General features: G+C 45.9%; 8 protein-coding genes. 1 reads left to right on the top strand and 7 read right to left on the bottom strand.

Annotation, left to right across the window (positions count from 1 at the left end; translation table 11 throughout):
- Positions 1-23 precede the first annotated feature (23 nt).
- The gene (locus H6G50_RS11985; RefSeq protein WP_190716502.1) at positions 24-1,367 is read right to left on the bottom strand and encodes a hypothetical protein; all 1,344 of its coding nucleotides are present in this window, start codon (positions 1,365-1,367) and stop codon (positions 24-26) included.
- A gap of 258 nt (positions 1,368-1,625) precedes the next feature.
- Here H6G50_RS11985 and H6G50_RS11980 point away from each other — a divergent pair, with 258 nt between their 5' ends.
- Positions 1,626-3,866: a lipoxygenase family protein gene (locus tag H6G50_RS11980; protein WP_190716500.1), complete on the top strand. Its 2,241-nt coding sequence runs from the start codon at positions 1,626-1,628 to the stop codon at positions 3,864-3,866.
- A 13-nt stretch (positions 3,867-3,879) separates the two neighbouring features.
- Here H6G50_RS11980 and H6G50_RS11975 read toward each other — a convergent pair whose 3' ends face one another.
- The 6 genes from H6G50_RS11975 to H6G50_RS11950 form a co-directional block, all read right to left on the bottom strand.
- Positions 3,880-5,352, bottom strand: coding sequence for a hypothetical protein (locus tag H6G50_RS11975; protein WP_190716498.1), 1,473 nt, complete (start codon positions 5,350-5,352; stop codon positions 3,880-3,882).
- A gap of 61 nt (positions 5,353-5,413) precedes the next feature.
- Positions 5,414-6,838 (bottom strand): Dyp-type peroxidase, encoded by a 1,425-nt coding sequence (locus H6G50_RS11970; RefSeq protein WP_190716496.1) that lies wholly within the window; start codon positions 6,836-6,838, stop codon positions 5,414-5,416.
- A 33-nt stretch (positions 6,839-6,871) separates the two neighbouring features.
- On the bottom strand, positions 6,872-8,833 hold the full coding sequence (locus H6G50_RS11965; RefSeq protein WP_190716494.1) for a galactose oxidase early set domain-containing protein: 1,962 nt from the start codon (positions 8,831-8,833) through the stop codon (positions 6,872-6,874).
- 74 nt (positions 8,834-8,907) lie between these two features.
- Positions 8,908-10,914 carry a Dyp-type peroxidase domain-containing protein gene (locus H6G50_RS11960; protein WP_199302844.1) on the bottom strand — a complete coding sequence of 669 codons (2,007 nt, stop codon included), beginning with the start codon at positions 10,912-10,914 and terminating at the stop codon, positions 8,908-8,910.
- Positions 10,915-10,916: 2 nt separating this feature from the next.
- Complete coding sequence (locus H6G50_RS11955) at positions 10,917-11,894, bottom strand: sugar phosphate isomerase/epimerase family protein (RefSeq protein ID WP_190716492.1); 978 nt, start codon at positions 11,892-11,894, stop codon at positions 10,917-10,919.
- A 75-nt stretch (positions 11,895-11,969) separates the two neighbouring features.
- Positions 11,970-12,368 (bottom strand): DUF4440 domain-containing protein, encoded by a 399-nt coding sequence (locus H6G50_RS11950; RefSeq protein ID WP_190716490.1) that lies wholly within the window; start codon positions 12,366-12,368, stop codon positions 11,970-11,972.
- Positions 12,369-12,425: the final 57 nt, after the last annotated feature.

The following is a 12,425-nucleotide window of genomic DNA, read 5'->3' as shown; positions in this document are numbered from 1 at the left end:
ACGGGTTAAAGAGCGGGTGTGAGTTAAACGGTGCAAGCGGCGGCCCACAAAGCGTGAGCGACTTCTGGTTTGGCGATATCGCTATGAGCGCCGCTACTGCGCCCTCCCTGTTCTACGTCGCAAATGAATTGGCTGCTCTCCAGGTTGTAGATTTTTCCGGGTTGGAAATTGTAGGTTGCATCGCGGGGGAGCATCTTCATTTCTGTGGTGCCGAGGTCGTCGCCGCCGATGCCAAAGCTGCCAATGCCGCCGTATTTCGGCAAGCTGCCCGGTGCAAAGTCTACGCTGCTGAGGGAAACTTTTCCGGCGAGGGGGTACATTTTACCGACGGCGTAATCGTACTGGGAGTGGGTGACGACGATGGGGCCTTTGACTTTCCCTTGTTTGATAATGGGGTGAAAGTAGCCGGGGCGATCGCGCTCGTAAGCAATCTTCTCGCAGTAAGACCAGAGCGAAACGGCTCCTTGTAACAAGCACAGCGAATCGACCGGACGTACTAAAACGCCCGTTCCTTTCGGCCCGTTTAAGGTTGAAGAAACAACGATACAGCCAAAACTGTGACCGATGAGGTGAAATCGTACTGTTTCTGCTGCATTCTCTTGCAAGGTTGTTAAGAGTTTAAAACCCGCATTCTCGCCGATTTGACGAGCGCGTTCTTTCATCTTCCAGTAGGACAGGACGCGCAGGGGCTCTAGCACTTTGTTTAAAGGCGAATCACTGCCGATGCTAAAGCTGACTTCTTCTTGTTCTTCTTGACTGGTTTGATAAATTCCTTCGGGATCGAAACCTTCCCAGTCCGAACCGGGCGCTCCAGCTTCGCCTTCACTGCCTAAATCGGCTTCTCGATTTAAGTCTTCATAGGCACTTAAGACTTCTGGGGGTAGAGAGTCTGGGCTGCTGTCCTCTTGCGCGGCTCGGAGAATGGTTTGCAGCGCTTGTCGCGAGGATTCAGTATCGGCGATGCGATCGGCATATTCATCAATGAGGCGATCGACCGGATCTTCCTCGTTCGCATCGAATGATACGGTTGTCTCGGTTAACTCTTCATCGCCCCAAGGTTTGCTCGGCCAATGCAACCCAATATACAAGGGGCGAAATCCCGATCGCGCCTGGTCGATTTTTTCGAGATCTGCCGTTTGCTTGGCCATCGCACCAATCCAAGCGTTGTATTGATTCTTAGCCGCCGGAACGTCGCCCAGCCAGCCGTGGCTAATGACGAACACATCTGAAATCGGCTCCTCAGCCAACACTGCTAAGATTTTTTCGCTCAATTTCTTCCCATCTTGCTCGTTGCGTTCGTTGCCGTGTTTATCAAACGCAATCAGGTAGTATTTTAATGAAGTCCCCGGTACGGTTTCAATTGGCATACAAATTCTGGGTATCTAAGTCACAGCAATCTAGCATATCGGAACTAGATAGCGTCAAGAGTATGACACTTTTTCTCTCCTATAATTGAAAAGATTGTAGTATTATGAAACAAAAATTTACAATTATTTTTATTTTAAGAAAAAATATTCCAATAGAGTTTAACTTTGATTTTGCTTTTTCCGACTATTTTCTCTTGACATCTCTCTCCTCAAAAAGTAACCTTGAGGCAGTAGTTTTCTGAAAAAGCAATAGAAGATATGACTGAATCGTCTTCACAAAAAAAGGCTTCTTTAAATCCCCAAGATATCTATAAAATATTAATTTCTATCTATAAACTCTATAAACTCAGGAAGCATAAAGAACCTCAATCTGATGCGAAAGAATACCAGTATTGTTACGATTATGTCCCCAGCCTTGCCATGACTGGGCCGCCTTTAAGCACTCCACTGATTGAAAATATCAAGCTCCCTAACGAAGAGCTTCCGACCTTAAAATGGCTACTGCTCGTTCTCAAATCGATAACGATTTTCTCGCTTAATAAAATTTTGTATAAACCAAAATTTTTGTTAGAAAGCCTATCTTTTGATGTTAACGCTGTAGAAAAAGTACCACCTTCGCCAGTTGAATTACAAGTTCAACATCTCGAAGCTTTAGAACAAGAGATTAAAGCAGCCGATAGCCCAGAAGACCTTCAACGCGCCACGGCAAAGCTAGCTTCTTTGACCAAAGATATTGTAGAACGGATTGCGGCAACAGATCGATCTGAAGTTTCCTTCGGTACGACCGATCATTCCGACGAAATTGCAAACTCTGAGATTGAAAGCGAACTTCGAGAAATCGACGCTCGGATTGCCTCTGAGGTCTCTACTCCAACATCCTCGGATGTTTCTTTTGATATATCTTCAGACGCAGAGCCTGAAAATTTAGAAGCAGTAGAGTCTGATTTCAAAGAAATAATCAGGGCGAATGCAAAACTAGCGGAAATAGAAGGAGAATCGGATACTGATTCGGAGGAAGTGAGCTTTGGAATCGGAAGTTCTGTCGCTGAGTTCAACTTAGAAGATTATAACCGATTATTTAGCACAATTCCCGTGCCGGAGCTAAGTTCACGGTTCCAAGAAGACTCAATCTTTGCTTATATGCGACTTGCTGGCCCCAACCCCATCATGCTCGAACGAGTCTCGGCAGAAGACGCATTTTTAAAGGTTGTGAAAGAACAGTTAAAAGAGGGCGAGTACGAGCGAATTATTCAGACTTCAGATTCCTTGGAAGTTGCAGCCCAGGAAGGTCGCCTTTATAAGGCAGATTATTCCAAGCTGCGAGATATGAAAAATGGGACTTACCCCAACTCCTCCAATAAGTCTAAATATGTTGGCGCGCCCTTGACCTTATTTGCCGTTCCTCCAACGGGTCATTCCTCCCGTTCCTTAGTTCCAGTCGCCATTCAATTTTTACCGCCTTCCGACTCAACCGATGGAAATTCATCGCTATTTACGCCCTTAAGCGGCGAAAGCTGGGCAGTAGCAAAGAGCATCGTGCAAATGGCGGATGCCAATTACCACGAACTGGTTTCTCACCTCGGTCAAACTCACTTAGTTATCGAACCTTTCGCGATCGCAACCAAGCGCAAGCTGCCTCGCAATCACCCTTTAAGAATCTTACTTGCGCCTCACTTGCAAGGAACGATCTTAATCAACTACGGCGCGCATAAAATGCTAATTGCCGATGAAGGAAAAGTTGATATTCTCCTGGCGGCAACCATTCAAGACGATCGCAAACTGGCTATTGAAGGTGCTAAAGCGTGCCTCTTGAACTTCAATGAGATTGCCTTCCCCAAAACTTTAGAAAAACGGCAAGTTAGCGATCGCGAAAAATTGCCGGAGTACCCCTATCGGGATGATGGACTGCTGATTTGGAATGCGATTCAGACCTGGGTTAACGCCTATCTCAAAATTTATTACCCAAATAACGAGCAGATTGTCGGGGATAGCGCTTTGCAAGCATGGGCGGAGGAGTTAGTTTCTCCCGCTGGGGGCAGACTCGAGCAGTTTGGGGAAGATGCCTCGGGTGCGATAAAAACCTTAGATTATTTAATTGAGGCTGTTTCCACCGTCATCTTCATCGCTAGCGCCCAACACGCCGCCGTTAACTTTCCTCAGAACGAACTGATGAGTTATGCGCCAGCGTTTCCGCTTGCCGCTTACGCTCCCTCGCCCACCCGCGACACCCCGATTGGCGATCTCGCGAGCGTGCTACCGCCGTTAGAGCAAGCGATGACTCAAATCGGGGTTACTTATTTGCTGGGTTCGATTTACTACACCCAACTCGGTCAGTATGAAAAAGGATATTTTCAGGATGAAAAGGTCAAACCTGCGTTAGACGTTTTTAAAACCCAACTCCACGAGGCGGAAGAGGAGATAAAGAAGCGAAACGCTTCCCGTCAGTTTCCTTATCCGTTCTTGCTGCCTTCCAGAATCCCGCAAAGCATTAATATTTAGCGGGAAGTTGGCATTACTTTAATCCCGGCAAACCCCATCCTTGGACGACTTTGGTGACAGCATCTCGGGTTGCTTCTGCGCCGAAACCCCAAGCTAAGAGGGCAAAATAATCCTTCCAGGGGTTATCGCCAAAGGTGGGTTTGTCGATATAAAGTTGGCTGAATCCGGCTCCGGCTAAAAATGCGATCGCGATGACATAGCTAGTGACGGTAAAGATCTGCAAGCGTTTATTTGCGCCCGAAGCTTGTTCCTCCCAACTGAGAGTGCGAGTTGAGGGGGCAGGCGCGAGCAGATTAACAACCGCACTGCGAAATTGACTTCCTTTTCTGGGGTCTTCCATATCATTGATTCCGAAGGAAAGGGAATCGGTTTGCCGAGCAATCTGTTCTGCGATCTCCGCGATCGCTGTTTCTAATTCCGCTTCCAAGGCTGCGGATTGGGCTAAATCTGCGGGTTTCAAGTTGACGATCTGTTTTTGTAAACTTTGGATTTTAGGCTGCCAAGATTGGGCTGACTCTTCCGATAACTGAGTGCTTAAATCCAACAATTCTTTCAACTGAGTTTGCAAGGGGAGATAAACATTCACTTGTTCGGCAATCTCTTGCAAGCGATCGCGCAATTTTACCGGACTCTCTAAATCGGGCGCATCTCGCATCGCATCTTCCAGCCCGCGCGCCACACCTTGCACGAAAGGCAGATTTTCATCCAAACCGTCTAACCGTTGCTCGATTTTCTTGTAATAATCGAGTTGGGCTGACCAATCCTCGCGACCTTTAATCCATTTATTACTCACTAACTCGGCTTGTGCCAGCGTATTTTGTGCGTCCTCCCACCGCTCGCCTTGAAGCGCCATTCTGACATCAACTAAGAACGAATCTAACCGCGACTTAAAGCTTTTAAACTCCGCAAATTCTGCATCTTCTTGCATTTGAGCGCGAAGCTGACTGACTCGCACTAAAATTTCATCGCGCGGTCTTCCTTGAGAGCGGTACATAGAAACGCTGACTCCTAATATCGTCCCGAGTACGAGGATTAATAAGGGTAAAAACCAAGGATCTTTGACTTTAATTGTGACGGGAATTGCCTCCTCCCCATTTTCATAGCTGAGTCTCAACTTTCCTGTGAATTCACCGCTGCTTGTTTGCTGAAGATTGAACTTCAAGCGGGCCGCGATCGCATTCGGTTTGGTTTCATCCCGAGAGATATTCTCTAGCGCGATCGCTTGCGCCGGAAAAACCGAACCGCCATCGCCCCGATTGAGATCCAAAGGAATTAAATCCAACTTAGTAATTGGGGTTGCCGTTCTTAAAAAGAGATTGCGAGTCACCACCGTGCCGCGCATCCCCACCACCGTAATTTGAGTGGGTTCTGTCAGCGTTTCGGTTTGAGCGTAAACCTTTGACGGAATTGCCAGTTCCCATCCTAAAAACAGGAGGATAAAACCTAGCAATAAAACCTGATTTCGAGCGAAACTTATTTTTTTCATTGAACTTAATAACTCCCCCTAGTTTGTTAAAAAAAACAATAAGTTTGGGCGATTATTTAAATTACAAATTGAGCAGAAAACTCAAACTTGGAGCAAAAAAATACTCGCCCCCTTTCATTGTTACCCAAAGACTAAAATTATGTTCTTCAACATCGTTTTCCCCCGACTTTTTCGGCCATTTTTGAGTTCCTTGAGGTTGACCGATCAGTGGGTCGGGTCCCACATTGATTTTGGGGAAATTCTTCTGATTCGCCCAAGAAGCTTGCATAAAATTAAACTGATTTTCAAGATCGGCTTGAAAGCACAAAAAAAGCATTCCCGAGCCGGATTCGGGTTCTTGAGTCAGATCGTTGTCCCCAAAACTAACGCCACGACGTATGATACGGTGTCCGCGCTCCATTGCGAGCGATTCTTCGTAACTCACGGAAGATTCGATGCGTCCGGTGTCCCCGCGCGGGTTGCATTTACGAACGTGGGCGTGGAACGGACACCGAGAACCCTGCATATCATCGCTATAATCAAAGGCGTTCATTGTATCCAGCGATCGGATCGGATTCGCGTATACGGGGCGATCCTGGACTGTAACAGGCGTTCCATCAAAGAAGCGACCGACCGCTAGCGCGCCCGCTAAATCTTCATTGATGCCTAACTTTTCAGCTAACTGTCGCTGGTCTTCGCGAAATCCTTTGACGTTTTGTTCGAGTTTGCGAAAAACCAAATAACTGCCATAGCTATCTTCCGTTTTACCGTTGGGATCTTTAGTTAAAATTAAATCCAAAGAAGCCCGAGAATCCCATTTACTGAAATCGCTGCCTTTCTCCTTAGCGATGGCAATTTCTCGCTTCATAAATAAGGGCTGACTGATATTATCAACAAAGCCAAAGTGTTCGACAATTTGTCCGCGAGCATTTTTGAGAATAAAGCCGTCTTCCCGGTTAAGAATTTCTGACGCTTGCCGCAGCGATTGAACGGTTCTGTTAACGGTTTGCAATAAACAGACGAGATCGTCATCGGCCATGACAACTAAGGCATGAATATCGCCCTGATAGCCGGTTTCCCAGGTGTCTACCTTCGGATCGCCTAAAGATGCCGCGATCGCGGAATTCTTCATCCCAAACCGAAACGGGCGATCGCCGGGAATTTTTGCCGGAGAAATGCCTAAAAACTCGTACCCCTTCCGCGATAAAAAGAAGTTACCAAAAACGCCTCCATCAATCCCCTCTTCCCGAAATCGCCGCGCATTTTCTGCCTGTTGTTTCGCAGATTTAATGAAATCGATGCTAAATTTTTTAATCCATTGCTTAACCTCAGCAACTCGCTCTGGCTTAAACTGCAACAACAAATAAACGCTGTAATTTCTGCCATGCGAGTTCAGGATATTTCCCTGCAAATCTTCCAGCAATGGGGCGTATTTACCGGGATTATCGGGGTCGATTCCTTCTCCATCTCCCGGTAAAGCGCGTAAATCTTCTTCCGTTAAACTCATACTTTTTAACTCCTTCTATCTCCAGTAAAAATTTTACGCTGCTTCGAGTTTCACCATTTTGGAATGGGAAGGTTTGCCAACCTCGTTGAGGTAGAACATCATGTAATATCCCGGCGGGTAAAGATTGGCATTCGTAGGGGCTTTAAAGTCAATTTCTGACGGCTCGCCTAACGCAACATTCGCGATCGGTAACTCAACTAAACGCTGTCCGAAATCAAAGGAATGAGTTTCCGCTCCGAGCTTAACCAAAACTAAAGAACCGTTCTGGGTTGCATCTTTAACCAATACCTTATCCGACTGACCGTATTTAAGGCTACTCGGTGCTTTAGCAATTTCAGGTCTCGCTCCGGGTTTGAATAAATAAGGCGGGCTAAATATCTCTGCTTGCCAAATTTCTGCCGGTACAAAAGGTTGTTCTTTATCGTCTGGAGAGAAATAACTTTGAGGAGACTTGTAATACTCTTCAATCGTGAATTCTTTCGGATTACCAGACTTATCGTTTAACTTCGCTAATATGAAATTATTCTTCGCATCGCGACCGATATCTACCCGAATCGTTCCATCCTTTTCCAATGTTGCTCGGTTGCCATTTCCTCCAATCGATAAAACGCGCGCATCCGGCAATAAAATCGCACCATTATGATATAATCGCGGCAGTTTAGCTGGATTCATCGATTGAGTGCTGTAACCGCCCGGAACTTGCGAATTCGGAGTCATCAGTAGCGGTTCGTAAATGGGTTTGTACTCCGGATATTCGCCGCCGTTCAGCACTAAAATTTCTTTATCGGGCAAAATTACCGCTTCGACATTGGCACGCGGTTTATCGAAAAACTTCTCGACCGTTTTCCATTCACCATTCTTTTTTCCGCTTCGTTCGGAAGGAACCCAACGCTGCAAACTTGAAGCGATTTTAGCGCCGGGATAATTATCGGTTTTTCCACCGCGTCCAAAGTTAATATCGTTCGTCCCAATCATCCCAGCGATTAAGAGGACATCTTCTGAGTTAGGAACTTGAATCGCCGTTCCGTAAGCTTTTGAGGTTTCAAATCGTTCCGGCCCCACTTCAAAGCTGACCGATAATGCTCCTGTCGCCTCTTCATGGACAGACATTAAATAACTTTTTTTGCTCTTACTCTGGACTAAAACATTACCAATTCCTGCCTCATCTCCTGTAATTAACAGTCTCCCATCTGCTGTGGGGAAAACGCGAGGATATAAGTCAATCGTGTCGTAACCATCGGCACCTTCTACATAGGTGTTAAAAGGACTATCGTCAATTTTAGTTAGATCGATATAATGAATTTTTTGGGTTTTGGGGTCGTAGATTTCAATGCTAGGGTTAAGTTGATTGGGTGCGTTAATTTTAAGACCCGAAAAAATCACAACTTTACCATCGGCGAGAGATACTAAAGTGGGATACCAACGACCCTCTTTGAGTTGACCGAGCGCCGTCCATTTACCGGTTTGCCAGTTGTAAAGGTTGAGTTGTCTGGAACCCGTAAAGCGCCCGCCGGGATAATATCGTCCCGTACCGCTGACGAATAAAACATTACCATCAGCAAGTTGCAAATGACCGGCACAAAATAAGTCATTGCTCTCATTATATTGGATGGCAGGAGGCGAAGGAATGCGCTCGAATTTTTGAGTTTCGGGATCGAACAGAGAAGTGTTATCAATTGCGCTGTATTCGCCCACGCCAACGCCTTCAACGAAGGTTTTGGTTCCATCTTCGTTTTCGGTGAGGGTATTGCGAAAGCTGCTACCGTTAACGCTCAGAACTTTCCCGTTCGGAAGTAGGATGGTATGTACCGATTGCATCCGGTCTTTTGGGGCTGCTAGGGGAATACTTTCCCACGCGCCCTTCACTTCTGGGGAATTGGGGAGGGAATCTGCGATCGCGGGTTTCCATCCCCAGAAGGCGATCGCAAGTGTTAAGATAAAAACCACAAAAACTGAGACAATTTTTGATTTCACGAGCGGTTGAGTGGGAAACATAGCACTTTTTTTGATAACGGATTGTGAATGCGAATGGAGCGTTTAACAACCCTTGCTCGCTCCATTTTTTGCCATTAAATCGATCGCTCGAGAGAATGAATGTATTCAATCAATATTTTGATATTCTGGTCGTAGGCAGATTCATCGCCCAACAAAACATTTTCGCCTCGCACAAAAAACTGAAAGGGTAGATCTCGCTCGCCAAAAAAGTTAACAAAATCGTCCGGTTCTAACGTATCTCCTTGCAGACCAATTGCCCAATACAACTCCTTATATTCTTCGAGTTCGGCAATTTTATATTCGCTCGCTTCAATTTCTTGATTGCACAAATCTTCGATATATTGCTCGAGAGTCGTAATATTTTGCTGGTAAGCGCTAGCACTTCCTAAAACTAACCCTTCAATGAGGTAAGCCTTAAAAGGAAGATTTCGTTGGTAGAAGAAAGTCAATAATTCATCCGGCTCGAGCGGGTCGCCACAAAGTCCAATCCCACAATTCGTCTCCCGACACTTTTCAAGTTCAGCGATTGTGGCTTGTGCTGCTTCAATTTCCTGTTTGGGAACCCCACGAAAGATGATATTGCGGCTGGGTGCGGGTGCAAGAGATTTGAGGAAACTCATGCTGGGGGCGAAAAAATATTCCCCACCCTTCATTAAAACCCAATGAATAAAATCGACTTGAGTTTTTTCAGGTTCCCCCCACTTGCTCGGCCATTGATAAGTCTCAGTACATAATTGACCGTTTTCATCTTTCTTTTCGACTCCAACAACCGGGTCAGTTCCACAACCCTGGCGGTAAAAATCGCAGTTATTTGCCCACTTTTCTTGCATGACATGGAACTGCGTTAAAAGATCGGCTTGAAAGCAAGAGAAAAGTAGACCTGCATCTGTTTCGGGTTCCTCACTGGGGAGGGGGCCATAATTAATGCCGCGACGCACGATCCGATTCATTTTTTCCCGTTCCAAATTACCCGTATCACCCCGAGGATTAACCTTGCGAGCGTGGGCGAAAAAAGGACATTTTAAGCCTTCAGTATCCTGTGAGTAATTAAAATTATCTTCCTCTTCTTCTTCTTTTTCAGACTCGCTGTAAAGGGGTTTTTCAGAAACAATTACTGGTGTCCCATCTTGGAAACGCCCCATCGTGTAAGCACCAGCAAGTTCGGGGTTAGGTTCGCCCGTCCCTTTGAGTTTTTCGGCTAACTGTTTAATATCTTCATTCCAGGCTTTAACGTTTTGTTCTAGCTTGCGGAACACGAAAAAACTGCCGTAACTTTCTTCTTTTGTCCCTAATGGGTCTTTGAATAAGACTAAGTTCAGCGGGGCGCGGGGATCCCATTGGGAAAAATCGCTATGCTTTCTAGCGCGATCGATATCTCGTTTAAAAAATAGCGGTTGACTTACCCCATCGCGGAAGCCGAAATGTTCGATTTCTTCTCCCGTTTTGTCACTTCTTAGCACGTAGCCAATTTCTTTATGAACGACTTCGGCGAATCCAGCTATTTCCTTTTCGAGTTTTGCGGCTTTTCGCGCCAGGAGTACGGGATGCTTGCGCAGCAGTTCGGGGTTCTTGCGCTCGAGGTGCTTTGCATCTTCAGTTCTCGGCCCTAAAATTTTATCGGCAGCGAGTAGAACAAACGCGTGAATTTCCTGTTGATAACTAGGCTCCCATTGATTGACATCATCGCCGAGGGCTTTTTGAATCTCCGGATGCTTCATCCCGTTCAAAAAAGGCTGGTCTTGAGGGATTTGTTCGCCTTGATAGCCTAAGAATTCATAACCCGATCGCGTTAAAAAGAAATTTGCAAAGATCTGACCCTCTGCGGCTTGATTTTGACGGTACTGTTTTGCTTGTTCGGCTTGAGCTAAGGCGGATGTTACATATTTGTGAGCAAACCTTCCTATCCATCGCTTTGCGGCTTCTTTGTCTGAAAATTTTAAGAATAGATAAACAGAATGGTTGCGACCGTGAGATTTTAGGATATTTCCTTGAATTTCTGCCAGTAAAGTATCGTGTTCAAATTCGTCAAAACTGGTAATAATTTCGGAAATCTTAGTTATATTTTTGCTGAGGTTTACCATATCTAAGCTGTTTTATGATTAGGAGTTAACCGATTTAATTCTTGGCGAGTAACCGCGATCGCGTCTCGCGCGATGTCGTAGGCACTGGGGTACTGATTTTCCGCATCTTCTCCGGGAATCCAGAACTTGCGACGGGTGAGGCGTAGAGAGGGTTGAAACTCTGGGATTGCATTGAACACCTCGATCGCGATCGGGCCGTCGTACACTTTAACGATCGGTTTAAGTAACGCTTGCCAAGGAATCCAACTGGTATGAACTGCACCGCGATCGGGTGGCGAAACTTGCACGTAATGCAGCCGATTCTCTTCCGCTAACCAGTTAACCTGTTGTTGAAAAATTTCCGGCCCAGCACCATCGAGAATTTCATGAGCGGTATCGATAACAACGCCAACTTGTTTGCTCGGAACCCCCTTCAAAAACTCGATGAGTTGCGCTAAAGTATTCGGTCCCGGCGTTTCCCAATGAGTGATGGGTTCGATCGCTAATTTAACCTTTTTCTGTTCTGCATATTCCCCTAACTCGTTGAGGATGGGCTGCGCGTTGGCATAGCGAATAGCAAGTTCGTCTTGTAGCTTGTCAGACCACAAAGGTGTATCGGAATCGGAAGCCGTCACCGGATACGCACCGTAAGGCACGACAATCGGCCCCATCAAAATTTCCCCCCCGAGGGCTACCGTAATATCAACCCGCGATTTTAAATACGTTAAAGCCTCTTGTTGTTGCGCGGGGTTAGAAGAACTCGGATCGAATTGTGGAGTCGCACCGACATTCGTTGCAACTCGAACCTCGTTCAATCCCGCCGCGTCCATCTCCCGGCGCAGGTTTGCATAATTTTCAATCTCTTGGGGAGCATCTTCAAGCGCTCCCGGTGCGATGGGAAACTCGAAGCCGTTGTAACCAAATTTCTTTAGCGCTTTGATGTGGTGAATTGCAACTTTTCTGGCCTCGGAGTCGTGAGGTTTCAGATTCGTTGTAAACATAAAGAAGCTAATATAAATCTCCGGGCAACCTAACATCTGTTCTTCCATTTTGATAATTTTTTTTGTTTTTCAGTCTCAGGGAGTTGGTAGAGGCGTACCGTTCCACATTTGTCGAGCAATTTTCCAGGAATCTTGCTCTTTTTTCATCAGCCACATCGCAGTAAACTTTTTCACTTTCGGCTCGCCGCCATTGTGCGGATAAATTGTGGCTTCAGATGTGCCAATAACATAACCAAAATAGGCGATTATTTCAATTTCACTAGCCGTAAAAGTTGGGTGGATATCTTGGCTGGAAATCATCTCAATAAACCCTTCAATAATGTCGGGAATTCCGTAGCGATCGCGGGCATCTGGTGCCATCCAGAGGGCATCTTCTACATACATATTTGCATAGCCCTCAACATCTTTCGATTGAACATTGCGGGCATAGATTTCTTCAAAAATCTCTAGAATTTCTTCTTTGTCGCGGTACATGATTTCATTAGTCCTATAAACTTGAGAAACAATTCAGTAGTGCGGGTGTAAATTCAA

The sequence above is a fragment of the Oscillatoria sp. FACHB-1406 genome (assembly GCF_014698145.1).
Classification (GTDB): domain Bacteria; phylum Cyanobacteriota; class Cyanobacteriia; order Cyanobacteriales; family Spirulinaceae; genus FACHB-1406.
The sequence above is the reverse complement of the archived record's forward strand: the minus strand, read 5'-3'. Positions and strand labels throughout refer to the sequence as shown.

Coding starts and splice junctions, on each gene's coding strand:
- H6G50_RS11985 (WP_190716502.1), bottom strand. CDS start 1,367: ATGCCAATTGAAACCGTACCGGGGACTTCATTAAAATACTACCTGATT.
- H6G50_RS11980 (WP_190716500.1), top strand. CDS start 1,626: ATGACTGAATCGTCTTCACAAAAAAAGGCTTCTTTAAATCCCCAAGAT.
- H6G50_RS11975 (WP_190716498.1), bottom strand. CDS start 5,352: ATGAAAAAAATAAGTTTCGCTCGAAATCAGGTTTTATTGCTAGGTTTT.
- H6G50_RS11970 (WP_190716496.1), bottom strand. CDS start 6,838: ATGAGTTTAACGGAAGAAGATTTACGCGCTTTACCGGGAGATGGAGAA.
- H6G50_RS11965 (WP_190716494.1), bottom strand. CDS start 8,833: ATGTTTCCCACTCAACCGCTCGTGAAATCAAAAATTGTCTCAGTTTTT.
- H6G50_RS11960 (WP_199302844.1), bottom strand. CDS start 10,914: ATGGTAAACCTCAGCAAAAATATAACTAAGATTTCCGAAATTATTACC.
- H6G50_RS11955 (WP_190716492.1), bottom strand. CDS start 11,894: ATGTTTACAACGAATCTGAAACCTCACGACTCCGAGGCCAGAAAAGTT.
- H6G50_RS11950 (WP_190716490.1), bottom strand. CDS start 12,368: ATGTACCGCGACAAAGAAGAAATTCTAGAGATTTTTGAAGAAATCTAT.